We start from the raw sequence: 25,435 nt of genomic DNA, 5'->3' as shown, positions 1-25,435 counted from the left end.
CTATGTGATTCCGTATGGGCCGACTGCCTCAGCCTCCCGTTCTTGTTTGGTTCGGTTCCAATATCAATCTGATACAATTCGTCGCGGCCTGAACAATTATCCGGTGGAGGAGGCGACATGGCACAGCGTATCAGTGGCGGTGCGGTTTTCATTGCCGACCGCGATTCATCCATGCCGATGATCCGGCAAATCACCGTGGCTGATCTTTTCCAGGCATTGGGGAAGGGGGTGGGGGATTTTCTGGCGGCCCCGACTCAACTTCTGTTTCTGGGCCTGATCTATCCGGTTGTCGGTGGGGCGGCCGCTGCCTTAGCCGCCCAGACCGACGTGATCCCCATGCTCTATCCCTTGATCGCCGGCATCACCCTGATGGGGCCATTGGCAGCCCTAGGGTTGTATGAGGTGAGCCGACAGCGGGAGATGGGGCGGCCGGTGACCTGGCGCAACGCCTTCGATGTACGCCATTCCCCGGCCCTGGGGTCTGTCGCCTGGCTGGGGGCCCTGTTGTTGACGCTGTTCGTCGGTTGGCTGGCGGTGGCGGAACGAATTTATGGCGCCACCATGGGGGGATTGGCCTCCGCCGATTCGATGGAATTTCTGCGCCAGTTGATCAGCACACGGGAAGGCTGGTCCATGATCATCATCGGCAATGCGGTAGGGTTCGTCTTTGCCCTTACCGTGCTCTGCCTTACGGTTGTCTCCTTTCCCTTCCTGCTGCATCGCAATGGCGGGGTATGGCGCGCCATTAAGGTGTCTGTGCTTGCGGTGCGTTGCAATCCCGCGCTGATGCTGCTCTGGGGCTTGATGGTTGCCGGCCTGCTTTTGCTGGGTTGTTTGCCGCTTTTCGTTGGTCTGGCGGTGGTAATGCCGATACTTGGCCACGCAACATGGCATCTTTACCGTGCAATTGTGGTTTAAATGCTACGCAGTTGGCATGATGATGCACAATTTAGTTGTTGAATATAATCTGCCCTTCCTTCTATGACTGATGACGCTGCGCTCAGCAGTGATGGAAGGAAGGGGGAAATTTTGTTCAAACGTATGATGATGTCGGCCTTCGTGCTGACGGCGCTGGTCGGCAACGCTTGGGCTGAAGGAAAGCAGAACTTCACGCTAAAGAACCGTACCGGCTACACCATTTCCGAAGTCTATGTCTCTCCTGCCAAATCGGATGATTGGGAAGAAGATATTCTGGGCCGTGATGTACTGTCCGAAGGGGAGAAGGTTGACATCACCTTTAGCCGCAAAGAAAAAAGCTGCATCTGGGACTTGAAGGTTGTTTACGACGATGGAACCCCTGCAGAATGGGAAGGGTTCAACCTTTGTGAAGTTTCGACTATTTCGATCTTCTATGATCGAAAAAAAGACCAAACCTGGGCTGAGTATAACTGATCTTTTTTTGACAAGCTGATACCAACCCGCCTAAAGGTTGACCTTTAGGCGGGTTGAAGGCCGGCGACCGCCGGCCCGCCGCGCGTGCGGTGCCAAGCCAAGGGCACGGAAGTGCCCGCCCGGCGCATGAGGGAACGCAAAATCTCCCTGGATCGGTCACGATCAAGGGAGATTGGTATGAGAATAAAAAAGAATGGGCCGCCGGATCGCTCCGGCGGCCTTTATGCTTTCCAGGAAAAGCCGCCGATCAGAACTGATCGACCGGCATTTCCATCATGCTCTTGCCGCCGGCCATCAGGCTCTTGAAGCGGAAATCCACTTCCGGCAGCATTTTTTCCACGAAGAAGCGGGCGGTCTTGATCTTGGCATCGTAGAAGGCTTCCTTGCCGTCCGTGCCCTCGGCCAGCTTCGCTTGCGCCACCTTCACCATCTTCAGCCACATCCAGCCGAGCGCCACCAGGCCGAAAATGCGCAGATAGTCGGTCGACGCCGCACCGGCCTCATCTGGCCGCGCCATGCCCTTCTGGGCGGTGATGGCGGTTGCCTGCTGCAACTTGCCAAACGCCTTGGCCAGCGGCACCACAAATTCCAGCAGCGTGGCGTCTTCCTGGCTCTGTTCCAGTTCGGCCTGCATCGGGTGGAAGAAGCGACGCAGCAGGCGTCCCATATTCTGCGGCATCTTGCGGCCCACCAGATCCAGGGCCTGGATGCCGTTGGTGCCTTCATAGATCATGGCGATGCGGGCATCGCGCACGAACTGTTCCATGCCCCATTCACGGATATAGCCGTGACCGCCATACATCTGCTGGCTGTTGGTGGCGACCTCATAGCCCATATCGGTGAAGTAGGCCTTCACCACCGGGGTCAGCAGGGCGACGAAATCCTCGGCCTCCTGCTTCACCGCCGGGTCGGGGTGCTTCTCATACATGTCGATCATCATGCCGACCCAGTAACCCAGCGCGCGGGCGCCTTCGGAGAAGGCCTTGCCCTGCATCAGGTTCTTGCGCACGTCGGGATGCACAATGATCGGATCGGCGGCCTTTTCCGGCGCCTTGGTGCCGGAGAGCGAGCGGCCCTGGATACGGTCCTTGGCATAGGCAACCGCGTTCTGATAGGCGACGGCGCCGATGCCCAGCCCCTGCATCCCCACGCCCAGACGGGCAGTGTTCATCATGGTGAACATGGCGCGCATTCCCTTGTGCGCTTCACCCACCAGCCAACCCTTGGCATCGTCGAAATTCATCACGCAGGTGGCGTTGGCCATGATGCCCATCTTATGCTCGATGGAACCGCACATCACGCCATTGCGCACGCCGGGTTCGTTATCCTCGGTCGGCAGGAATTTCGGCACCAGGAACAGGCTGATGCCCTTGATGCCCGGCGGGCCGTCCGGCAGCTTAGCCAGCACCAGATGGATGATATTGTTGGTCAGGTCATGCTCACCGGCGGAGATGAAAATCTTGGTGCCGGTGATGTTGTAGCTGCCATCCTCATTGGGGGTGGCGCGGGTCTTCAGCAGGCCCAGATCGGTGCCGCAATGCGGCTCCGTCAGGCACATGGTGCCAGACCATTCGCCGCTGACCATCTTGGGCAGATAGCGCTGCTTCAACTCATCATTCGCATGGGCGCGGATGGCGTTCATCGCGCCCTGGGTCAGGCCCGGATACATGGCAAAGGCCATGTTGGCGGAGCAGAGCAGTTCCTCCAGCACCACGCCCACCGTGTGGGGCAGGCCCTGGCCGCCGTAATCGGGATCAAACGCCATGCCCTGCCAGCCACCTTCGACATATTTGTCATAGGCTTCCTTGAAGCCCTTGGGCGTGCGGACGACGCCATTCTCGTAATGGCAGCCTTCCTCGTGGCCGGAAAGGTTGATCGGCTGCAGCTCGTTCTCACACAGCTTGGCGGCCTCTTCCACGATCGACTGGATCAGGTCGGGGGTCGCATCCTCGTAGCCCGGCAGGTTCGCCAGTTGGGCGGCGTTCAGCACGTCGTTGAGGACGAAATTGATGTCTTCCAGCGGGGCCTTGTAGATCGGCATCTGAATTCTCCGTGTGGACCGCTACCGCGGCAGACCCGCACCCCCTGACACGCCCGGTACCGATGGATGGATTATCGGTTTCAGACGGGAAAGAAGATGGGGCACCTCGGGGCGTCGATAGGGTGGACGGAAAGGGGGGAGTGGTAGGATGAAGCTATACTTTACCGTCACCCCGGCGAAGGCCGGGGTCCAGAGTCACAAGCGCTTTGCTCTACGAACTGGACCCCGGCCTTCGCCGGGGTGACGGTAAAAGGTCAGGCTTACTGTTGAGGAAAGGGGGCGGAGCGTGGCGCTCTCCCCCTCAACCTCAGTTCCGCAGCGGCTTGCCGGTTTCCAGCATATGTTCGATGCGGTTGATCGTGCCGTTGGTCTTGGTCAGTTCCAGGAAGGCTTCGCGTTCCATGTCCAGCAACTGATCCTCGTTCATCACAACCGTGATGTCCGTGTTGCCGCCGGACAGGATATGGCCGACCTTCTTGGAGACCACGACGTCATACGCGGTGGCCTTGCCTTGCTGGGCGAAGCCATCCACCGCCAGATCGAAGGCCGCCTTGGCCGTGGGGCCGGGCAGGCGGATTTCCGGGGCGGTCGGGGGCGTGTAATTGGCCGCCAGTTCCAGCGCCTTCGCCTTGGCGTCGGCCAGCAGCCGGTCCTTGTTGAAGGTGATGCCGTCGGTTGGCTTCAGGATCAGCATGTCCTTGGCCTCAAAGGCGGACTTGGCCACCTTGGCCGTGCTGATCGCCTCAAACGCGGCGGACAAGGCCGGCATCGGCCCGCCCGGACGCTTCTTGTTGGCCAGATGGCGCACCACCATTTCCTTGCAGCCGCCCCAGCCGGGGACAACACCGACACCCACTTCCACCAGACCGGTATAGGTTTCGGCATGGGCCTGCACGGCGGAGCTGTGCAGCAGGATCTCGCACCCGCCACCCAGCGCCATGCCCGACGGGGCCGAGACGGTGGGGAAGGGGGCGTATTTCAGCGCCTTATAGGTCTGCTGACCTTCCGCAATCATCGCCTCGATCTGGGGATAGAGGCCGATATTGATGGCGAACAGCGCCAGACCCAGATTGGCACCGACGGAGAAGTTCGGCGCCTCATTATGCACCACCAGCGCCTTGAAGGGCCCGGACTTGCCGTCACCGATAATGCCCATCGCCTTGCGGATCAGGGCCATGATGTCCGCGTCCAGCGCGTTCATCTTGCTGGTGAATTCCAGGCACAGCACGCCGTCGCCAATATCCCACAGGCTGGCGGAACCATTCTTGGCCACCGGCTTGGACCCACGCTTGATATCGGTCAGCAGCAGCACGCCGTCCGGGCGCTTCACCTCGGCATAATCGCCACTGGTGGTCAGAAACAGCAGCTTGGCGCCTTCCACCTTGTAGAAGGGCCGGCCCGCGGCGACTTCCACCATGTGGGGAACCTTTTTGCCTTCTGCCTTCAGCTTCTCGGCAAACCAGCCCGTGCCCAACTGGTCGATCATCTCGAACGGGCCGGCCTTCCAGTTATAGCCAAGCCGCATCGCCTCATCGACGGCGGTGATCTGTTCGGCGATCTGCGGCACCAGATCGGCAGCATAGGACAGCGCCTGCGACAGCACGCGCCAGGCATAGGCCCCGCCCTTGTCGCCCGTTTCCACCAGGGCCTTCAGCCCCTTGGCGGAAGCGGACACCAACGACGCTTTCTCCGAGGCGCGGTAGACGCCCGTCGTCAGGTCGATGGCTTCCTTGACGCGGCGGCCATCGGCGGCCTTGGCCTGACGGTAGAAGCCGCCCTTTCCCTTGCGACCGGTATAGCCCTCGCTGATCATCTTGGTGATCATCGGGCTGTCGCGGTGGATGCGGCGGTAATCATCATCGGCCGGCAGGGTGGCCAGCAGCGACTTGGAGATCAGCGGCATCAGGTCCAGGCCGACCAGATCGATCAGGCCGAAGGTGCCGGTCTTGGGAATGCCCATGGGCCGGCTGGTGATGGCATCAGCCTCTTCCACCGTCAGCCCGCCATCGATGGCCTCATTCACGGCGACGGCCATGAAATAGGTGCCGATGCGGTTGGCGATGAAGCCCGGCGTGTCCTTGCACTCCACCACGCCCTTGCCCAGCACCTTGTCACAGAAGGCGCTGACCGTATCAAAGGCATCCTGACGGGTCTTCGGACCCTTCACCACTTCCAGCAAGCGCATGTAACGCGGCGGGTTGAAGAAGTGGGTGATGCAGAAATCAGCGGCAAACCGTTCCGTCTGGCCCTGCAACAGAATGTTCAGCGGAATGGTGGAGGTGTTGGACGAGATGATGGACCCGTCCTTACGCACCTTTTCCAGCTTGGCATAGAGATCATGCTTGATGGCCGGGTTTTCCAGCACGGCCTCGACGATCCAATCGACATCGGCCAGCTTTTCCAGGTCATCCTCGATATTGCCGGGGGTGACGAGGCTGGCCGCCTTCCTGTGCATGAAGGGGGCGGGGTCGGTCTTCTGCATCTTCTCGATGGCGCCCTTGGCGATCACCGAGCGGTCGCCGCCGCTATCCTTGACGGATTGCGGTACGATATCCAGCAGATAGACCGGGATGCCGGCATTGGCGATATGGGCGGCGATACCGCTGCCCATCACGCCGGCGCCGATGACGGCGGCTTTCTTGATTGTCATGGTTGCTCCTCCCGTCCGGCCCGGATCAGACCGCTTCCAGAACGGTGGCGATGCCCTGGCCGCCGCCGATACACTGGGTAGACAGCGCCAGCGACTTGCCTTCGCGCACCAGCAGGCTGGCGGCCTTGCCGGTGATGCGGGCACCGGTGGCCCCCAGCGGATGGCCCAAGGCGATGCCGCCGCCGTCGATATTCACCTTGGCCGGGTCGAAGCCCAGTTCCTGGCAAACGGTCATGGCCTGCACGGCAAAAGCCTCGTTGCTTTCGATGATGTCCAGATCGGACACTTTCAGGCCGGCGCGGGCCAGCGCCTTGGTGGTGGCCGGCACCGGGCCATAGCCCATGATGGTCGGGTCACAGCCAGCAACGGCGATGGAGCGGATCTTGGCCAGCACCTTCAGCCCATGGGCCTTGGCGAAATCTTCCGAGCAGATCAGCGTGGCCGAGGCACCATCGGTGAGCGGCGAGGAGGTGCCGGCGGTCACCGTGCCGGCGGCATCAAAGGCGGGCTTCAGGGTGGAGAGCGATTCCACCGAGCTGTCACCACGGATACAGCCATCCTGGCTGATCACCTTGCCGGACGGGGTGGTGATGGGAACGATTTCCGCCTCCAACCGGCCTTCATCCTGGGCCTTGGCGGCCTTGCGATGGCTTTCCACGGCGAAGGCTTCCTGCTGGGCGCGGGTGAAGCCGAACTTCTTGGCCAGATTTTCCGCCGTGATGCCCATGGACATATAGGCACCGGGGTTGGCGGCGTGCAGCGCCGGGTTGGGCATCGGGTTGAAGCCCATCATCGGCACGCGGGTCATGCTTTCCACGCCGGCGGCGATGAAGCAGTCACCGGCACCCAGTGCGATGGCACCAGCGGCTTGATGGATGGCCTGCATGGAGGAGCCGCAGAAACGGTTGACCGTGGCACCGGCGACCGACGCCGGCAGGCCCGCGATCATGGCGATCAGCTTGGCGACGTTGAAGCCCTGCTCCCCCTCCGGGAAGGCACAGCCGACGATCAAATCTTCCACGGCGGCGCCGTCAACACCCGTGCGTTCCAGCAGGGCCTTGACGACGGTCGCGGCCAGATCATCCGGGCGCACCTTCGTCAACTCGCCCTTGTTGGCCAGATGGAAAGGCGACCTTGCATAACCGGCAATCACGACATTCTTCATAATCTTCCGCGCTCCTCGCCTGGTGTGGCTTCGGCCCCGGTTAAGCCCGGTGTGCCGATGGTGGGTTTGATTGGGGTAATGGCACCAATGGGCCAAGGGGGTTCAGTCCGATTGGACCGGAACCCCCTTGGCCAGCAGATGGGAGACGATGAGATCATCAATCTCCCGCAATTCCTTCAGCGTCTGCTGCACATCGCGCAGTTGCTGTTCCAGATGGACGATGCGGTTGCGGGCCCCTTTCAATAGAAAGGTCATCTGCTCCACCTGTGCTTCGTCCGTATCGTAAAGATCCAGGAAATCCTTGATCTCCCCGATGGAGAAGCCCAGCCGCTTGCCGCGGCAGATCAGTTTCAGCCGCGCCCGGTCACGATGAGTATACACCCGCGTCTGCCCGACACGGGCAGGGGAGATCAGCCCCTCATCCTCATAGAAACGCAAGGAGCGCAGCGTGAGCCCGAACTCCTCCGCCAACTGGCCGATGGAATAGGTCCGTTCCGTCTGGGGGGTGGACCGGGTCATTTCCGCGCTGTTCAGCATCCGACCGTTCCTGCTTAGCCAACAGGGCACTGTACCTTAACCCGGTGGGGTAAGAGTGCCTTACGTTTACGTAATAGTTAGATTAACCTTACGCGCGCGTCAAGTGGTTTTTGCATGGCCGCCATCCGAATGGCGGCAGAGAACAATATGGGAGTGGACAAGGGCCTATGCCAGCCGCAAATCTCCCCGCCCGACAGTTTCTTTCTTATAAGCCAGTGATTGGGTCATGATGATGAAGGGTGAGCAGGGTCGTTTCGTTCTGGTGGTGCGCTGCCCGGACCGGAAGGGCATCGTGGCGGCGGTATCAACCTATCTGGCGTCGCATGATGCCTCGATCACCGAATCCAACCATTTCAACGACGCCATCAATGACCGTTTCTTCATGCGCGTCGTCTTCCGGCCCGATGGGGCCGGCTTCCCCGATCTGGCGGCGTTGAAGGACGGGTTCGCCCCGGTGGCCGCCGCCTATGATATGGAATGGGAACTGCACGATCTGACGGTAAAGCCCAAGGTGGTGATCGCTGTTTCCAAGTTTGGGCACTGCCTCTATGACCTGCTGCACCGCCAGCGCTCCGGCATCCTGCGCATGGATATTCCGGCCATCGTGTCAAACCATGATGATATGCGCAGCTTCGTGGAATGGAGCGGTATCCCCTATCATCACCTGCCGGTGGCCAAGGACAATAAGGGCGCGCAGGAAGCGCAGTTCACCCGGATCATTCAGGAGAGCGGGGCCGATCTGGTGGTGCTGGCCCGATACATGCAAATTCTGTCACCGGAATTCTGCGGGGTGCTGGCCGGGCGCTGCATCAATATCCATCACAGCTTCCTGCCCAGCTTCAAGGGCGCCAAGCCCTATCACCAGGCGCATGATCGCGGCGTGAAGATCATCGGTGCCACGGCGCATTTCGTCACCAATGTGCTGGATGAAGGCCCGATCATCGAGCAGGACATCCAGCGCGTGGACCATAGCCACACGCCGGAAGATCTGGTGAATATGGGACGCGACGTGGAATGCGCCGTGCTGGCCCGCGCCGTGCGCTGGCAATTGGAACGCCGGATTATTATGGATGGCTCACGGACGGTGGTGTTCCGGTAATCGGCGCCATGGGGGATATGCGATGATCGATCAGAATGGCAAGCCGGTGACCAAACCGGCGCTGAAACAATATCTGGAAACCTATAATGCCGGTGTGCGCGGTTCCAAGGAATTTGGGGCTTTGCCGCGTGCTCTGATCACCATCTGTGACGGGCTGGTTTCCGGCAAAACCACCTATGTGAAATGCGTGGAAGGGCAGGTGCAGCTTTCCCGCCGCAAGGATGGCAAGGTTGCCGGCGGCGGCCTGTAACCGCCACCGGCACCCCCCGCCTCTTACAGCAGTTTCGCGGTCAGCTTCACCTCGGCATTCAGCACCTTGGAGACCGGGCAATTCGCCTTGGCATTATTGGCGATCTCGGCGAATTTCTCCGCACTGATGCCGGGGACGCTGGCCTGCAGCGACAGTTCCACGGTGGCGATCCTCCAGCCCGGCCCGTCGCTTTCCATGATCAGCACCGCACCGGTGTTGATCTCTGCCGCCGGCGTATTATTCCCCGCCAGCATGAAGGCCAACTGCATAGAAAAGCAGCCGGCATGGGCGGCGGCGATCAGTTCTTCCGGGTTGGTCCCCTTGCCATCGCCAAAGCGGGCCAGGAAGGAATAGGGAACATTGTTCAGCGTGGCGCTCTGGGTTGACAGGGTGCCGTCGCCATCCTTGCCGGTGCCATGCCAGACGGCCTTTGCGGTGCGCTTCAACTGGGCCATTACGGTTCTCCTTGTTCGCTCGCTGGGGGTGGGCACTATACCATCTTCGCGTGACGTCTGTGCTTGTTGATCGCCCATCGCGTCTCGTTGACGGCGTTCACCTTAATGGCAGGAAAGGCGATGCTGGCCTCACCCCTCCCGCCGGGGCAATTCCACCCGGATGATCAGCCCGCGCGGCCGTCCGGTCAGGGCGGTGATCCGGCCGCCATGCATCTGCACGGCACGCTGGGCGATGGACAACCCCAGGCCCAGGCCCGGCACATCGCCGGTGGTTTCCAGCCGCTTGAAGGGCTCAAAAATACTCTCCAGCATGTCGGGTGGCACACCGGGGCCATGGTCGCTGACGGTCAGGTGCAGATGCTCTCCGCTCACCCGCGCCTCAATCCGCACTTCCGTGCCGGGATCGGTGAATTTCACCGCGTTGCGCACGATATTTTCAAAGGCGCGGTAGAGCATTTCCCCGCTTACCCAGGAGACAAAGGCGGGATCGCTGGCAAGGCAGACCCGCGCGCCCTTGGCTGCTGCCTCGAACCCCGCATCCTCCGCAATCGCGCCCAGCAGTTCGATCAGATCGACCTTTTCGTAAGGTAAGTTCTGCTGGCCGGATTCCAGCCGGGCCAGGGTCAGCAATTCCTCGATCAACTCATCCAGCCGTTCGGATTCGCGTTCGATCCGGGCCAGCATGGCCTGCTGTTCATCGGGGGATTGGCGCAACAGGCCGATGGCGGCCTGCAGGCGGGTCAGCGGGGAGCGCAGCTCGTGCGAAATATCGTGCAACAGGCGGCGCTGGGCTTCCAGCGTCTGCTGCAACTGTTCCACCATCCGGTCGAATTCCCGCACCAGATCAACGATTTCGTCCCGCCGCCGGCCCATCAGCGGGCCGACACGGGTGGAAAGCTGGCCGGACGCCACGGCCCGCGCCGCCTCCCCCAGCCGGCGCAGGGGCCGCGACAGGTGCCAGGCCAGCAGGGCGCTGAACAGGATGCTGAACATGGTGCCGATGGCAAAGGGCAGCCGATGGTTCGGCTTTTGCCAGATGGGCAGCCGGCTTTGCAGCAGGAACAGCCGTCCATCGGGGCTTTTCAACAGCTTGCTTACCCCCTCCGCTGGCGGGGTGATCCGGGTGCCGGGCGTCAGTTCGGTGAAGCTGAACTGCTTATTCTCCCGGTTGGCATGGCGGATGATGGGCGGCACGGCATCCGGTCCCTGCGCCTCCACTATGCTGGAGATGGTCATGAACAGGGCCGTGCGCAGCCAGGAGCCGCTTTCCGGCCCGTTGCGCTCCTTATATTCAAAGATGGCGAACAGCACCGTGAAGGACAGGGTGGTGGCCAGCCAGAAGCACAGGAACAGTTTCCAAAAAAGACGCCCGGGTCTCATTCGCTGACCAACTGATAGCCCTGGCCGCGCACACTGACGATCCAGGATTGGTTATCCCCGCGCAGCCCCAGTTTCTGCCGGATGCTGCTGATATGCACATCGATCCGCCGGTCGAACCGGGTCAACGGCCGGCCCAGGGCATTCAGCGACAATTGCTGTTTGCTGACCAGCTGGCCCGCGTGGCGGGCCAACTCCTCCAGCAGCGAAAATTCCGTGCCGGTCAGTTCCAGCGCCTTGCCCTGCCAGTGGACGGTGCGGGTGCCGGGGTTGATTGCGAGAGCCCCGCAGACCAGGGTTTCGGTGGCCACATTCTCTGGCCGCTGCACGCCGGTGCGGCGCAGGATGGCGCGCAGCCGCGCCACCAGTTCACCGGGCGAGCTGGGCTTGGGCACATAATCATCGGCCCCCAGTTCCAGCCCGGCAATCCGATCCACATTATCACCCCGTGCGGTCAGCAGCAGCACGGGGATCTGGCTGCGCGCCCGGATGCGGCGCAAAACCTCAATCCCCGACAGGCGCGGCATCATCACATCCAGCACGACAATGTCATAGCGACCGGACAGGGCCTCTGTCTCTCCCTGCTGGCCATCATGCACGGCCCGCGCCTCGAACCCTTCACGGGTCAGATACTCGGCCAGCATCGCCGTCAGTTCACGATCATCATCAACAAGCAGCACATGCGTCATGGCCGGGCCATCATGATTGCAAAACCCGGCCGGGGCCGGCGGGGCAAGTGCCCCTTGTTGCGCCGGTCCTGGCCGGGTGTCACACCAACTTTACCCAACTTTACCCTTTCGATACCCCGATAAACATTCACCTGCGCTAAGCAATGGCTCGTGATGGCCCAAAGCGGCCGGCAGGGGAAAAATAAGAATGAGACGTTCCCTTTATCTTGTTCTGGGCGCGGGTCTGGCCCTGTCTGGCTGTACCATGGGGCCGGATTACCAATCGCCACCCGTGGCCAAACTGGCCCCCGCCTGGGCCGCCCCCCAGCCCCATGGCGGCCAGGGGGGCAGCCTGCTGGGCTGGTGGGGTCAGTTCAATGATCCGGTGTTGACCCGCCTGCAGCGGATGGCAGAGGCCGACAGCCCCACGCTTGACCGCGCGCTGGCCAGGATCGACAGCGCGCGCGCCACCCTGACCAGCAGCCGCAGCGCCCTGTTCCCGGCCGTCAACGCCACTGCCGGCGATACGCGCAGCCGGCAGGCCGTGGCCGGCAACGGGGTGGTCAGTGAGAACCGCAGCGGCCGGCTGGATGCCAGTTGGGAACTGGATCTGTTCGGCAAAATCCGCCGCACCGCAGAGGCGGCCGATGCCCGCATCCAGGCCCGCACCGATGAATGGCATGATGCCCGCGTCTCCCTGGCGGCGGAGGTGGCGGATTATTATGTGCAATATCGCGGCTGCACCCTGCTGGCCGCTGCCTATGATCAGCAGGCCCAGTCCCAGCAATCCACCATTGATCTGACCCGCATCAAGGAAGAGGCGGGCTTCACCGCCCCCGGTGATCGCGCCCTGGCTGATGCCAGCGCCGCGCAAAGCCGGTCACAGGCCGCCCAGCAGCGGGGCCTGTGCGAATTGCTGGTGAAAAGCCTCGTCTCCATCAGCGGTGGCGATGAACCGGCGGTTCGGCAGATGCTGGCAGAGGGGCAGGGGGCTTTGCCGCAGCCGGCCCAGCTTTCCATCACCCAGTTGCCCGCCGACCTGATCCGCCAGCGCCCCGATGTGGCGGCCCTGGAACGCGAAGTGGCGGCCAGCAATGCGGAGATCGGGGCGGCCATCGCCGACCGTCTGCCCAGCCTCAGCCTGACCGGCAGCATCGGCATCGCCGACAGCGGCAACGGCAGCGCCACCACCTGGTCCTATGGCCCCAGCCTGTCGCTGCCTTTGTTCGATGCCGGCCGCCGCGCCGCCGCCGTCACCCGGGCGGAGGCGGCCTATGCCCAGGCGGTGGCCAGCTACCGCGCCCAGGTGCGCAGCGCGGTGCTGGAGGTGGAGCAGACCCTGGTGAAGCTGGATACCAGCACCCGCCGGCAGGCCGATGCCGCCCGCGCAGCCAATGGTTATCAGCGCCATTTCCAGGCCGTTGATGCCAGTTGGCAGGCCGGCAATGCCAGCCTGCTGGACCGGGAACAGGCGCGGCGCAGCGCCCTGGATGCCGATATTGCCCTGATCAACCTGCGCCAGGAACAGGTGCGTTCCTGGATCGCGCTCTACAAGGCGGCCGGTGGCGGCTGGCATCAGGAGGGCGGCCAATAATGTCCCCGAAACCTCAATTTCTGAATGGGTGGAGCCTCCCCGTGCCGATAGTCCCGACCCGCCCCCGCCCGTTGCCCCTGCTGGGGTTGGCCGCCCTGCTGGCCCTGTCCGCCTGTGGCAAGCCACCGGAAAAGGCGGATGGTGCCACGGCCAAGCCGGCCCCGGTGGCCAGCAGCTTGGCCGTTACCGTGACGCCGCCGCAGGTACTGTCCTGGCCGATGCAACTGACGGCCAATGGCGCCATTGCCGCCTGGCAGGAAGTGATCATCGGGGCGGAGGTCGGCGGCCTGCGCATCGACAGCCTGAAGGCGGATGTTGGCGACTGGGTGAAGCGGGGCGATGTGCTGGCCCAGTTCGACGATGCTACCCTGCTGGCAGAGGAAAGCCGTCTGGTCGCGGCGTTGGCATCGGCCAAGGCGACGCTGGAACAGGCGACGGCCGATGCCGCGCGTGCCACCAAGGTGGGGCAGAGCGGGGCGCTTTCGGCCCAGCAACTGGACCAGTACCGCATCGCCAAGCTGACGGCACAGGCCAATGTCGCCTCGGCAGAGGCGCAATTGCAGACGGCGCGCATCAAGCTGCGCCAGTCCCGCATCGTGGCGGCCGATGATGGCTTCGTCTCCTCCCGTTCTGCCCTGCTGGGGCAGGTGCCCTCGGCGGGGACGGAACTGTTCCGGCTGGTCCGCCAGGGCCATATCGAATGGCGGGCGGAACTGGACAGCCGCCAGCTTGCCCAGGCCAAGCCGGGCCTGAAAGCGGTGCTGACCCTGCCGGATGGGCAGGTGGTGGAAGGGCTGGTGCGGCTGGTCTCCCCCACCCTGAACGCTGATACCAGCCGGGGCATCGTCTATGTCCGCCTGCCAAAGGAAAGCCCGGCGCGGGCCGGCATGTATGCCAGCGGACAGGTGGAGCTGACGCCCAGCAATGCCGTCACCGTGCCGGATACGGCCATCGTGCTGCGCGATGGCCGCTCCTACCTCTATCTGCTGCGGGATGACATGAAAGTACGCCAGCAGCAGGTCAGTCTGGGGCGCCGGCGTGACGGGCGGGTGGAGATCACCAGCCCGCTGGACCCGCAGGCCCGCATCGTCACCAGCGGCGGCGCCTTCCTCAGCGATGGGATGCCTGTGCGCATGGCCGATGATGGAAAGGCCGCGAAATGATGAATATTTCCGCGCTCTCCATCCGGCACCCGGTGCCGGCGGTCCTGCTGTTCATCCTGTTGACCGTGCTGGGCTTTCTGGGGTTTGAACGTCTGGGGGTGCAGAATTTCCCGGACATGGACATCCCCACCATCAATATCAGCGCCACCCTGGAAGGGGCTGCCCCGCAGCAATTGGAAACGGAGGTGGCGCGCAAGATCGAGGATCAGCTCACCTCCCTGCGGCTGCTGGACCATATCAGCACCACGATCAGCGACGGCAACGTCAATATCAGCGTCAGCTTCACCATCGACAAGGACACCAACGAGGCACTGGACGAGGTGCGCAACGCCGTAGACGGGGCCATGCCGGAACTGCCGGCGGCCCTGCGCACCCCCGTCGTCTCCAAAATCACCACCAGTTCCGCCTCTCTGCTGACCTATGAGGTGGCGTCCGACCGGATGGATGAGGAGGCGATCTCCTGGTTCATCGATAATGATGTGGCCAAGGCGCTGCAGGCGGTGAAGGGTGTCGCCAAGGTCAGCCGTGTCGGCGGTGTCCGCCGGGAAGTACAGGTCGATCTGTCTCCCACGCTGATGGCGGGTCTGGGCGTCTCGGCCGCCGATGTGGCCAGCGGCCTGAAGGCGATGCAGAAGGATAATTCCGGCGGCCTGGGTGAAATTGGCAGCCAGCGCCAGTCGCTGCGCACGCTGGCTGCCCTGGATGATCCGCAGGATCTGCGCCAGGTGGTCATCCCCCTGGCCGGCGGGCGCACGGTGCGGCTGGCCGATATCGCCACCATCAGCGACAGCTATGCCGAACGGTCCAGCCGCGCCTTCCGCGATGGCAAGCCGGTGATTGCGTTCCAGGTCAGCCGTTCGCTGGGTTTCTCCGACGTTGCGGTGGCGCAGGCGGCGCGGGCTTCGGTGGCGGCGTTTGCCGCCCAGCATCCGGGCGTGCAGATCAGTGAAATCACCAACGGTGTCAGCGCCATCATCAGCGATTATGAAGGCTCCCTGCATCTGCTCTATGAAGGGGCGGTGCTGGCCATTCTGGTGGTCTGGTGGTTTTTGCGCGACTGGCGGGCGACGCTGATTTCCGCCACCGCCCTGCCACTGTCGATTATCCCCACCTTTGCCTTGATGTATCTGCTGGGCTTCAGCCTCAACACCGTTTCCCTGCTGGCACTGGCGCTGGTGATCGGCATTCTGGTGGATGACGCGATTGTGGAGGTGGAGAATATTGCCCGCCATCTGCGCATGGGCAAAAGCCCCTATCAGGCGGCGATGGAGGCGGCGGACGAGATCGGGCTGGCGGTGATCGCCACCACCTTCACCCTGGTCGCCGTCTTTCTGCCCACCGCCTTCATGGGCGGCATTCCGGGCAAGATTTTCCGGGAATTCGGCCTCACCGCGGCGGTGGCGGTGCTGGTCTCCCTGTTGGTGGCGCGGTTGCTGACGCCGATGATGGCCGCCTATATGCTGAAACCGACCGATCATGAGGAACATGACGGGCCGGTGATGCGCCGCTACATGGCCTGGGTGCATCGTTGTCTGGGTGCCCGCAAGCGCACCGTGGCGGCGGCTTTGGCCTTCTTCATCGTGGCGGTGCTCTGCCTGCCGATGCTGCCATCGGGCTTTCTGCCGGCGCAGGATCGCGGGCAAACCCGGGTCAGCCTGGAACTGCCGCCCGGCACCACCCTGGCCCAGACCACGGAGATGACCCACCGCGCCGCCGAGCTGATCAAGCAGGTGCCGGAGGTGGTGGGGGTGTTCAGTTCCGTCGGCACGGCGGTCAGCGGTGGCGGTCTGATCTCCAGCAGCAGTGCCGATTTCGGCGCGGCCACGCTGACCGTCGATCTGCAGGCGCGCAGCGACCGCCATCGCAAGCAGAGCGCCATTGAAGCAGAGATGCGCCAGTTGCTGCGCGGTCTGCCGGGGGTGCGGGTCTCCATCGGCGGGGCCGGCAATGGGGAGAAGCTGGAACTGGTGCTGGCCGGTGATGACGGTGCCCTGCTGGAAAGCACGGCGGCGGCGGTGGAGGCGGAAATCCGCCGCACGATCAAGGGCATCGGCAATGTCACCTCCAGCGCTGCCCTGCAAAGGCCGGAGGTGCATTTCCGCCCAGATTATGCCCGCGCTGCTGCCCTGGGTGTATCCAGCCAGAATATTGCCGATATGCTGCGGGTGGCCACCTATGGCGAATATTCCGCAGCACTGGCCAAGATCAACCTGTCGCAGCGGCAGGTGGATATCCGTGTCCGTCTGGACCCGGCCGCCCGCACCGACCTGGACAGGATCGGCCAGTTGCGGGTGAAGGGGGCCAATGGACAGGTGGCCCTGGCCTCCTTGGGTGAACTCTCCATGGGCAGCGGCCCGTCACAGATCCGCCGGCTGGACCGGTCACGCAACATCACGCTGTCGGTGGAATTGAATGGCCGCACCATCGGTGAGGTGATGAAGGAAGTGCGTGCCCTGCCCACCATGGCCCATCTGCCCGGCGGCATCCGCATCGTGGAGCAAGGCGAGCTGCAGCGCATGGCGGAAATGATGAGCGGGTTCGGTCTGGCCATGGCCATCGGCATCTTCTGCATCTATGCCGTGCTGGTGCTGCTGTTCCATGATTTCTTACAGCCGGTCACCATCCTGTCGGCCCTGCCCTTGTCACTGGGGGGCGCCATCTTCGCCCTGCTGATCTGCAGCATGAGCCTGTCAATGCCGACGGTGATCGGTCTGCTGATGCTGATGGGCATCGTCACCAAGAATTCCATCCTGCTGGTGGAATATGCGGTGATGGCGCGGCGTGAACATGGGATGGGGCGGTTTGAGGCGCTGGTCGATGCCTGTCATAAACGCGCCCGGCCCATCCTGATGACGACCATTGCCATGGGGGCCGGCATGTTGCCCACCGCCATTGGCATGGGGGCCGATCCGGCCTTTCGCCAGCCGATGGCGGTGGTGGTCATTGGCGGCCTGATCACCTCCACCGGGCTCAGCCTGCTGGTGGTGCCGGTGATCTTCACCTATGTCGATGATTTCGTCCTCTGGCTGCGGCGGCTGTTCCACCGCCGCGTTGCCTGATACAAAAAGGGCCGCCGCTCCATACCAGAGCAGCGGCCCATTCTTTTTGGCAGGCTTACTGCAAGTTCACAAACGCACCGCCATCCACCAGGATGGCCGCACCGGTAACGTAGCGCGCCATGTCGGAGGCCAGGAACACCACGGCACCGCCAATATCCTCCGGCTGGCCCAGGCGGCCCAGCGGAATGCGGCCTTCCATATATTTGCGCTTGGCCTCATCAGCCAGATCATCCCGGTTGATGTCGGTGATGATGGTACCGGGCAGCACGGAATTGCAGCGGATGCCATAGGGTCCGAGCGCGATGGCGCAGCTCTGCATCAACGAATGCACACCCGCCTTGGTGGGGGTGTAATGGGTCTGCATCCCACCGCCGACCAGGGCAGAGATGGAGGAGATGGCGACAATCGCCCCGCCCTTGCCCTGGTCCTTCATCCGGTTGGCGGCTGCCTGGGTCATATAGAAGGCACCGTTCAGGTTCACCTTGATGGTGCGGTCCACCACCTCCGCCGGCATGTCCAGGAAGCTGTGGAAGGGGCAGATGCCGGCGTTGGAAACGAACACATCCACGCTGCCAAAGGCATCGACGGCCGCCTTGGCGAAAGCGGTCGCGGCGGCCGGATCAGCCACGTCGCCCTTCACGGCGATGGCACGGCGGCCCAAAGCCTCAATCTCGGCCACCACCGCATCGGCGGCATCCGGGCTGCTGGCATAATTGATCGCCACATTGGCGCCATGGCGGGCGCATTCCACCGCCACCGCCGCACCAATCCCGCGCGAAGCGCCCGTCACCAGCACCGTTTTGCCTTCAAGCAGCATCATTTCCTCCGATTATGAGTCTCATATTGCGGGCATAAATCTCATAAAGCAGAATGAACGGCAAGGGGCAGGTTCTGTCCGCCCCTTGCTGCCACCGGCCCCCTCTGCGACACCATTGACAGAGCAAGTCCCATTTTATAAAACACTATCCCATAAATGAGAACGGGCGATGATCGCCCCTCCAGGGAGTGGACAGCATCATGGGCTTTCCCCTTATCCGCGATGTTCGTGCCTATGTGGTGCGGGGTGGCGGTGCCGATTATCATGACCAGGGCGACGGCCATTGGATCGACGACCATATCGCCACGCCGATGAGCCGGTATCCGGAATATCGGCAGAGCCGGCAGAGCTTTGGCATCAATGTGCTGGGCACACTGGTGGTGGAGATTGAGGCGGCCGATGGCACGGTCGGTTTTGCCGTCACCACGGGGGGTGAGCCGGCCTGCTATCTGGTGGAAAAGCATTTCTCCCGCTTCCTGATCGGGCGTTCCCCGGTGGAGGTGGAGAAGATCTGGGACCAGATGTATTTCGGTTCCCAATATTATGGCCGCAAGGGTTTGGTGGTGAACGCCATTTCCGGCGTTGATCTGGCCTTGTGGGATCTGCTGGGCAAGCTGCGGCAGGAACCGGTCTATCACCTGCTGGGCGGTGCCGTGCGCGATGAGTTGACCTTCTACGCCACCGGTGCCCGGCCCGATCTGGCCAAGGAAATGGGCTTTATCGGTGGCAAGATGCCGCTGCATCACGGCCCGGCGGAGGGTGAAGAGGGCCTGCGCAAGAATATCGAGGAACTGGCCACCATGCGGGAGCGGGTGGGGCCGGATTTCTGGCTGATGTTCGATTGCTGGATGGCGCTGGACCTGAACTATGCCACCAAACTGGCCCACAAGGCGCAGGAATACGGCCTGAAATGGATTGAAGAGGCTCTGTCGCCCGACGATTACTGGGGCTATGCCGCGCTGAAGAAGGCAGCCCCGCCGGGCATGTTGGTGACCACGGGTGAGCATGAGGCCACCCGTTGGGGCTTCCGGATGCTGATGGAAATGGATTGCTGCGACATCATCCAGCCCGATGTCGGCTGGTGCGGTGGCGTGACGGAACTGACCAAGATCGCCAATCTGGCCGACAGCCGGGGCGTCATGGTCATTCCGCACGGGTCGTCGGTCTATTCCTATCACTTTGTCATCACCCGGCATAACAGCCCGTTCGCCGAATTCCTGATGATGGCGCCCAAGGCCGACAAGGTGGTGCCGATGTTCCACCCGCAATTGCTGGGCGAGCCGGTGCCGGTGAATGGCAAGCTGAAACTGTCCGACAAGCCCGGGTTCGGTGTGGAGCTGAACCGCGAGGTTGCCCTGCACCGGCCCTATGTGGGGGCGGGGAAGTAACAGACGCCTGGGGGGGCTGTGTCGACTACGTTTCCGTTTTTGACGCCGCTCCCACTTTCTCACCGTCACCCCGGCGCAGGCCGGGGTCCAGGGTCACAAGCGCTTTGCTCTACGAAACTGGACCCCGGCCTGCGCCGGGGTGACGGGAGAAGGGGAAGGACGGACGGTGCCTCACCGGATGTTCGACGCAGCGCCTGCCCCCCATCCATTTCCGATCACGAAAGAAAAAACCCATGAAACTGCTGCGTTACGGCCCCAAGGGGCAGGAAAAGCCCGGTCTGCTGGATGCATCCGGCACCATCCGCGACCTGTCCGGCCATATTGCCGATATCACGCCCGACATGCTGACGCCGGCCGGTCTGGCCCAGATCGCCGCCATCGACCCGGCCAGCCTGCCGGCCGTGGAAGGTTCCCCGCGTTACGGCATTCCCATCCATGGCGTGCGCAAATTCATCGCCGTAGGGCTGAATTTCGCTGACCATGCGGCGGAATCCAACCTGCCGGTGCCGGCCGAACCAGTGCTGTTCACCAAGGCCGTCTCCTGCCTGAACGGCCCCAACGACCCGGTGATGATCCCCAAGGATTCCCAGAAGACCGACTGGGAAGTGGAACTGGGCATCGTCATCGGCAGCCGCGCCCGCTATGTCAGCGAGGAAGCGGCGCTGGATCATGTGGCCGGTTACGTGCTGATCAACGACGTCTCCGAGCGCGCCTTCCAGATCGAGCGTGGCGGCACCTGGGACAAGGGCAAGGGCTGTGACACGTTCGGCCCGGTCGGCCCCTGGATGGTGACCTCGGACGAGGTGGGTGACCCGCAGGATCTGGATATGTGGCTGGAAGTGAATGGCCACCGCTATCAGAACGGCAACAGCCGGACGATGATTTTCACCTGCCGCCAGTTGGTCGCCTACATCAGCCAGTTCATCACCCTGGAACCGGGCGACCTGATCACCACCGGCACCCCGCCGGGCGTGGGTATGGGGTTGAAGCCGGAACCGACATATCTGAAGGCCGGTGACGTGATCCGCCTGGGCATCTCCAAGCTGGGTGAACAGTGCCAGGACGTTGTGGCCTGGACCCAGGAAGGTGTGGCATGAGCGGCATCATCTATGCCAACCGGTTTCAGGGGCAGGTTGCCGTCGTCACCGGCGGGGCCTCCGGCGTGGGGCGCGACGTGGCGGCCCGGCTGACGCAGGAAGGGGCCCAGGTGGTGATCTGGGACATGAACCCGGATGCGCTGGCCGCCGCCAAGGCTGCCACGGGTGCGGTGGACGCGGTTGAACTGGACGTGACGGACGCCGATGCCGTGCAGGCCGCTGCCGATGCCGTGGCGGCCAAGCTGGGCCGGCTGGATGTGCTGGTGGCCAGTGCGGGCATCACCGGGGCCACGGTCCCGGTGCAGGAATTCCCGCTGGATAGCTGGCGCCGGGTGATCGACATCAACCTGAACGGCCTGTTCTATTGCTGCCGCGCGGTGATCCCGCACATGCTGAGGAACGATTACGGCCGCATCGTCAATGTCTCCTCCGTCGCGGGCAAGGAAGGCAACCCCAACGCGTCCGCCTATTCGGCGTCGAAGGCAGGCGTGATCGGGTTCACCAAATCGCTGGGCAAGGAACTGGCCAAGACCGGCATCCGCGTCAATGCCCTGACCCCGGCGACGTTTAAGAGCCCGATCCTGGAACAGCTGCCGCAGAGCCAGATTGACTATATGCTCTCCAAAATCCCCGCCGGCAGGCTGGGGGAGGTGCATGAGGTGGCGGCCATGATCTGCTGGATGGCCAGTCAGGAGTGCAGCTTTACCACCGCGTCCACCTTCGACATTTCCGGCGGACGCACAACCTATTGAGACCATTAAGGGGGCGGTGCGAACAGCACCGCCCCCTTTGCATTCATGACAACCCGCCAAGAAGCAAGAGCCGCGACACACGCGGCCTGACGGGAGGATGGTACCAATGCCCAATCCCCTGATTGGTTTGCTTTTTCATTGGCTGGGCGGCCTGGCGTCCGCCAGCTTTTACGTTCCCTATAAAAAGATCAGTCGCTGGTCCTGGGAGATTTTCTGGATCGTTGGCGGCCTGTTCTCCTGGGCTTTCGCGCCCTGGATCGTTGCCGGCCTGCGCACCCATGACCTGTTCGGCGTCCTGGGGGCGACCCCGACCGATACCTTGTTCTGGTGCTGGTTCTGGGGCCTGCTCTGGGGCTTTGGCGGGCTGACCTTCGGCTTGACCATGCGCTATCTCGGCCTGTCGCTGGGCATGGCCGTGGTGCTGGGACTGACCACGGTGATCGGTACGCTGGGGCCACCGATTTTTGACGGTTCACTGCTGCATCTGGCCCAGACGGCGAGCGGCGGGGCCACCCTGTCCGGCATCCTGGTGACGCTGGTGGGCATTGTGCTGGTGGCCAAGGCCGGCAAATCCAAGGAGGCGGAAGGGGCTGGCGGGCAGGGCGGCGGCGTGGCCGAATTCGACCTGCGCAAGGGGCTGGCTGTTGCTGTCTTCTCCGGCGTCATGTCCAGTTGCTTCGCCTTTGGCCTTGCCGCCGGCCAGCCGATCCGTGACCTGACATTGGCGGCTGGCACCGATGTGCTCTGGCAGGGGCTGCCAGTGCTGTGTGTGGTGCTGGTGGGTGGCCTGACTACCAATGCTATCTGGTGCGGCTGGCTGATCTTCCGCAATGGCAGCCTGGGTGAGCTGGTGGGCCGCGTGCGCGATGGGGGGGAACGCCCGCCGCTGTTGCGCAACTATCTGCTTGCCGCCCTTGGCGGCACGCTGTGGTATCTGCAGTTCTTCTTCTACACCATGGGTGAAAGCCAGATGGGGGCCTATGGCTTCTCCTCCTGGACGCTGCATATGGCCAGCATCATTCTGTTCTCCACCCTGTGGGGCTTCGCGTTGAAGGAATGGGCCGGCACCTCCCGCCGGACCCGCAGCTTTGTCTGGGCGGGTATCGGCGCCCTGGTGGGTTCCACCATCATTATCGGCATCGGCAATGCCCTGGCCGGTGGGGCCGCGGCAGGGCATTGACCGCCCCAGGCCGGTGAAGTCTTGGGCTCAGGGGCCTGTCGTCTCCGGCAGGCCCCCAATCTCCTTCACCGCCTGCTCCAGAATGGCCTTTACCCTGGCCGTTTCCGTTGGGGTCCATTGGTCGGCGTGGAAGGCCAGGGCTGCCTTCAGCTTTTCCATGCTCTGCATCACCGGTTCTGGCACCGTGCGCTTGACCATAGCGCGGGCGGCGAACTGCATCCGCGACTGGGCCAGTTCTACCGCATCGGCATTATCCGCCAGCCATTGCAGCCCCTCTGGCGTGACTGCCAGCGGGCGGCGGGCGCCATCGCCCTCCACCGGGGTAATATGGCCCAACTCCTCCGCCATGGTCAGGATCGGATAGACTGAGCCGGGGCTGGGGCTGTAGGTGCCGTGGAAGATGGCTTCAATCGCCTTGATCAGCTCATAACCATGGCGCGGCTGCTCGGCCAGCAGGGCCAGCAGCACCAGCCGCAGGTCACCGGGACCGAAGACCCGGCCGCCGCCGCCGCGCCCATGCCGGCCGTGCCCCAGCCCGCTACCATCCGGGTGATGGTCCCCCCGTTCCCCATGGCGGCCATGGCCGCGCCCCCGCATTCCGTCTCGCATATTTCCAAATTCCAACGTTTCGTGACCGGATGGTCCGTCCTTGAATCGCTCTTGACGTAACAAACGATATATCGTTTGATCGTTACGTACATAAATTCAGGAAAGATCATATCATGGAAAATGCGAACGGGGATGAACGGACCCCGCGTCGTGTGCGCCACGAATTGCGCTTCCGCCAATTGCTGGTTTCCGCCGTCACCGACCTTACCCCCTCCATGCGGCGGATCACCCTCACCGGGCCGGCGTTGGAAGGGTTCGACAGCCCTGGCTTTGACGATCATGTGAAGCTGTTCTTCCCCCGGCCGGGTGAACAGGGGCCGGTGCGGCCGGTGGCGCCCGACGCGATGGCCGGGGAGGAAAAGCCGATCATGCGGGATTTCACCCCCCGCCATTACGATGCCGCCACCAATCAACTGACCATTGATTTTGCGCTGCATGAAAGTGGGCCCGCCGCTGATTGGGCGCGCACTGCGCAGCCAGGTGATCCGCTGGGCATCGGCGGGCCCCGCGGTTCGATGCTGATTCCGCTGGCCTTTGACTGGCATCTGCTGGTGGGCGATGAAACGGCGTTGCCGGCAGTTGCCCGGCGGCTGGAAGAACTGCCGGCCGGCAGCCGCGCCATCGTCGTGGCCGCCGTGGCGGGGCCGGACCATGAACTGCCGCTGACCAGTGCCGCCGATCTCAGCCTGCATTGGGTCCACCGCCCCTTGAGCAAGGGTGATGATGCCGACCCGTTCCTGACAGCTTTGGCTGGGCTGGATTTCCCGCCGGGCGCATGGTTCGGCTGGATTGCCGCCGAGGCCAGTGTCAGCCGTGCCGTGCGGGCCTGGCTGGAAACCGAACGCGCGGCCAATCCCGCCTGGCTCAAGGCATCAGGCTACTGGGTGAAATAAGGCTCGGCCGCCTTATACCAGCGCCACGAAATCATGACCGCTGGTCACGCTTTCGTGCCCCTCAATCGCCGGCGCCAGCATCCGCTGGCTTGGCTACGCCGCATGAGCGGCGCGGCGGCAGTCGCCGCCGTACTATCGGTCAAGATTCTTGACCGATAGTATTACTCACCAGTGCCTGTCCGCCGGCGCAGATTCCCCACCGTTTGCGGCGATACGCCCACACGTCGGGCGATTTCCCGATCCGACAGGCTGGCGGTTTCCGGGTCCGTCAACATCCGCACCACCTCTTCGCGCCGCTCCGACGCGGTGCGGAAATGGCTGGGCTTGCCCTTATCCTCATCATTCTGTTCCACGGCCCCTTCCAGCCGGGCCAGATGGCGCAAATCCTCCAGCAAGGCCGCTTCTACCCAGCTGCCACGGCCGGCACGGGCACGCCAATATTCGGCGCGCGCCAGGGCGTCCTGCGCCGTCTGGGCGCGCAAGCCATGTTCCACCAGCCGGCGAATAACAATGGCGCGGGCATGGGCAGGCAAGTCCAGATGGGTCTGGCTGGCCTCACCCGCCACCCGGTGCGGCACCAGGGCCGCCAGTTCCCGGTCCCGCCGCTCCCAATATTCCAGTTCCGCCATGGCTCCGGCAATGGTGGTGGGCAGGGAATAGGCGGTTTCCACCGCGCGGCGGATATCGGGTGGCATGTGACGGGGCAGGCTGGCTGTGGTCCAGCCATCCAGGCTGCGGGTCCAGCGGTCCAGCGGTGCTTCCTGCGGTCGGGACCAGCGTGCGACGGCTGCACGCAACAGTTTCTCCCGGCTGCAGGGGGCCAGGGCCGCCTCCCGGCTGCCATAACGGGCGATGACCTGCGCCGGCTCCAGCGCAGCATCCCCCTGTCGGGGCGGTGGTGGCGGAGGGGAAGCATGACGTGACGGCTGCGCCCACGCCGGGGCGGGTGGTGATGCCGGCGCTGCCGGGACGGGCGGTGCAGGAGCCAGACCGGAAACCAGATCAACCAGCCGTTTCCCCTCCCGGGCCAGCATTCGGCGCGCGGTTTCAATCGCGGTGGCCGCTTCCCCGGCATTGGCGCTGTCCGCCAATGCCAGAACCTTGGCCAGTTTCGCCACGTCCAACATCATGTCTCCGTCCATTTTGGACAAACATAGCGATTGGTAGCCAAATGTCCAGTTTGGACATTTTCACCGCTGCTGGGGGTGAAGAATGAAGCAAAAGATCAGGTTGGCTGTTCGGCAATTGC

General features: G+C 63.2%; 22 protein-coding genes. 12 read left to right on the top strand and 10 right to left on the bottom strand.

The features are described 5' to 3' along the window. The first annotated feature begins 117 nt into the window (after positions 1 to 117). Positions 118 to 918 carry a DUF2189 domain-containing protein gene (locus GE253_RS08590; RefSeq protein ID WP_153203713.1) on the top strand — a complete coding sequence of 267 codons (801 nt, stop codon included), beginning with the start codon at positions 118 to 120 and terminating at the stop codon, positions 916 to 918. 111 nt (positions 919 to 1,029) lie between these two features. Then, complete coding sequence (locus GE253_RS08585; protein WP_247878560.1) at positions 1,030 to 1,392, top strand: argininosuccinate lyase; 363 nt, start codon at positions 1,030 to 1,032, stop codon at positions 1,390 to 1,392. Positions 1,393 to 1,639: 247 nt separating this feature from the next. On the opposite strand, the gene GE253_RS08580 is transcribed toward GE253_RS08585, so the two are convergent. The 4 genes from GE253_RS08580 to GE253_RS08565 all read right to left on the bottom strand — a co-directional run bounded on the left by GE253_RS08580 (position 1,640) and on the right by GE253_RS08565 (position 7,785). Beyond that, positions 1,640 to 3,433, bottom strand: coding sequence for an acyl-CoA dehydrogenase C-terminal domain-containing protein (locus GE253_RS08580; RefSeq protein ID WP_153203711.1), 1,794 nt, complete (start codon positions 3,431 to 3,433; stop codon positions 1,640 to 1,642). 307 nt (positions 3,434 to 3,740) lie between these two features. After that, a complete protein-coding gene (locus tag GE253_RS08575) occupies positions 3,741 to 6,083 on the bottom strand; it encodes a 3-hydroxyacyl-CoA dehydrogenase/enoyl-CoA hydratase family protein (protein ID WP_153203710.1) in 2,343 nt (780 codons plus the stop codon). 25 nt (positions 6,084 to 6,108) lie between these two features. After that, positions 6,109 to 7,248, bottom strand: a complete 1,140-nt coding sequence (locus GE253_RS08570; protein WP_153203708.1) for a thiolase family protein — start codon at positions 7,246 to 7,248, stop codon at positions 6,109 to 6,111. A 102-nt stretch (positions 7,249 to 7,350) separates the two neighbouring features. Continuing rightward, a complete protein-coding gene (locus GE253_RS08565; protein ID WP_247878559.1) occupies positions 7,351 to 7,785 on the bottom strand; it encodes a MerR family DNA-binding transcriptional regulator in 435 nt (144 codons plus the stop codon). 226 nt (positions 7,786 to 8,011) lie between these two features. Between GE253_RS08565 and purU the strand changes: the two genes are divergently transcribed. Continuing rightward, positions 8,012 to 8,884, top strand: coding sequence for a formyltetrahydrofolate deformylase (gene purU, locus GE253_RS08560; RefSeq protein WP_153203707.1), 873 nt, complete (start codon positions 8,012 to 8,014; stop codon positions 8,882 to 8,884). Between the two features lie 22 nt (positions 8,885 to 8,906). Continuing rightward, entirely contained in the window at positions 8,907 to 9,134 is a 228-nt protein-coding gene (locus GE253_RS08555; protein ID WP_153203705.1) for a hypothetical protein, read from the top strand. Positions 9,135 to 9,157: 23 nt separating this feature from the next. Here the strand turns inward: GE253_RS08555 and GE253_RS08550 are convergent, their stop codons facing one another. From GE253_RS08550 to GE253_RS08540, 3 genes are all read right to left on the bottom strand, one after another. After that, a complete protein-coding gene (locus GE253_RS08550; RefSeq protein WP_211101394.1) occupies positions 9,158 to 9,589 on the bottom strand; it encodes an OsmC family protein in 432 nt (143 codons plus the stop codon). A gap of 129 nt (positions 9,590 to 9,718) precedes the next feature. Next, positions 9,719 to 10,969, bottom strand: coding sequence for a HAMP domain-containing sensor histidine kinase (locus GE253_RS08545; RefSeq protein WP_153203704.1), 1,251 nt, complete (start codon positions 10,967 to 10,969; stop codon positions 9,719 to 9,721). Further along, positions 10,966 to 11,655 carry a response regulator transcription factor gene (locus GE253_RS08540; protein ID WP_153203703.1) on the bottom strand — a complete coding sequence of 230 codons (690 nt, stop codon included), beginning with the start codon at positions 11,653 to 11,655 and terminating at the stop codon, positions 10,966 to 10,968. Before GE253_RS08540 ends, GE253_RS08545 begins: the two co-directional genes overlap by 4 nt. Positions 11,656 to 11,842: 187 nt before the next feature. Here GE253_RS08540 and GE253_RS08535 point away from each other — a divergent pair, with 187 nt between their 5' ends. From GE253_RS08535 to GE253_RS08525, 3 genes are read left to right on the top strand one after another with little or no spacing between them, the layout of a single operon-like run. Next, positions 11,843 to 13,228 (top strand): efflux transporter outer membrane subunit, encoded by a 1,386-nt coding sequence (locus tag GE253_RS08535; protein WP_153203702.1) that lies wholly within the window; start codon positions 11,843 to 11,845, stop codon positions 13,226 to 13,228. Between the two features lie 41 nt (positions 13,229 to 13,269). After that, on the top strand, positions 13,270 to 14,391 hold the full coding sequence (locus tag GE253_RS08530; protein WP_211101393.1) for an efflux RND transporter periplasmic adaptor subunit: 1,122 nt from the start codon (positions 13,270 to 13,272) through the stop codon (positions 14,389 to 14,391). Beyond that, positions 14,388 to 17,450: an efflux RND transporter permease subunit gene (locus GE253_RS08525; protein WP_211101392.1), complete on the top strand. Its 3,063-nt coding sequence runs from the start codon at positions 14,388 to 14,390 to the stop codon at positions 17,448 to 17,450. The genes GE253_RS08530 and GE253_RS08525 overlap by 4 nt, the downstream gene beginning before the upstream one ends. A 55-nt stretch (positions 17,451 to 17,505) precedes the next feature. Here GE253_RS08525 and GE253_RS08520 read toward each other — a convergent pair whose 3' ends face one another. Next, the gene (locus GE253_RS08520) at positions 17,506 to 18,270 is read right to left on the bottom strand and encodes an SDR family NAD(P)-dependent oxidoreductase (RefSeq protein WP_282183196.1); all 765 of its coding nucleotides are present in this window, start codon (positions 18,268 to 18,270) and stop codon (positions 17,506 to 17,508) included. Between the two features lie 197 nt (positions 18,271 to 18,467). On the opposite strand from GE253_RS08520, the gene rhmD reads away from it, so the two are divergent. The 4 genes from rhmD to rhaT all read left to right on the top strand — a co-directional run bounded on the left by rhmD (position 18,468) and on the right by rhaT (position 22,684). Continuing rightward, on the top strand, positions 18,468 to 19,655 hold the full coding sequence (rhmD, locus tag GE253_RS08515; RefSeq protein WP_153203700.1) for an L-rhamnonate dehydratase: 1,188 nt from the start codon (positions 18,468 to 18,470) through the stop codon (positions 19,653 to 19,655). A gap of 233 nt (positions 19,656 to 19,888) precedes the next feature. After that, positions 19,889 to 20,752 carry a fumarylacetoacetate hydrolase family protein gene (locus GE253_RS08510; protein ID WP_153203699.1) on the top strand — a complete coding sequence of 288 codons (864 nt, stop codon included), beginning with the start codon at positions 19,889 to 19,891 and terminating at the stop codon, positions 20,750 to 20,752. Further along, on the top strand, positions 20,749 to 21,504 hold the full coding sequence (locus tag GE253_RS08505) for an SDR family NAD(P)-dependent oxidoreductase (RefSeq protein WP_153203698.1): 756 nt from the start codon (positions 20,749 to 20,751) through the stop codon (positions 21,502 to 21,504). Before GE253_RS08510 ends, GE253_RS08505 begins: the two co-directional genes overlap by 4 nt. 106 nt (positions 21,505 to 21,610) lie before the next feature. Continuing rightward, positions 21,611 to 22,684 (top strand): L-rhamnose/proton symporter RhaT, encoded by a 1,074-nt coding sequence (gene rhaT / locus GE253_RS08500; protein ID WP_153203696.1) that lies wholly within the window; start codon positions 21,611 to 21,613, stop codon positions 22,682 to 22,684. 27 nt (positions 22,685 to 22,711) lie between these two features. Here rhaT and GE253_RS08495 read toward each other — a convergent pair whose 3' ends face one another. Further along, a complete protein-coding gene (locus tag GE253_RS08495; protein ID WP_153203694.1) occupies positions 22,712 to 23,293 on the bottom strand; it encodes a PadR family transcriptional regulator in 582 nt (193 codons plus the stop codon). A gap of 113 nt (positions 23,294 to 23,406) precedes the next feature. Between GE253_RS08495 and GE253_RS08490 the strand changes: the two genes are divergently transcribed. Beyond that, positions 23,407 to 24,186, top strand: coding sequence for a siderophore-interacting protein (locus tag GE253_RS08490; RefSeq protein ID WP_153203692.1), 780 nt, complete (start codon positions 23,407 to 23,409; stop codon positions 24,184 to 24,186). A gap of 161 nt (positions 24,187 to 24,347) precedes the next feature. On the opposite strand, the gene GE253_RS08485 is transcribed toward GE253_RS08490, so the two are convergent. Beyond that, on the bottom strand, positions 24,348 to 25,316 hold the full coding sequence (locus tag GE253_RS08485; protein WP_153203690.1) for a response regulator transcription factor: 969 nt from the start codon (positions 25,314 to 25,316) through the stop codon (positions 24,348 to 24,350). Positions 25,317 to 25,435 lie beyond the last annotated feature (119 nt).

The organism is Niveispirillum sp. SYP-B3756 (assembly GCF_009495745.1).
Classification (GTDB): domain Bacteria; phylum Pseudomonadota; class Alphaproteobacteria; order Azospirillales; family Azospirillaceae; genus Niveispirillum.
This window is presented reverse-complemented; position numbering and strand designations above follow the sequence as displayed.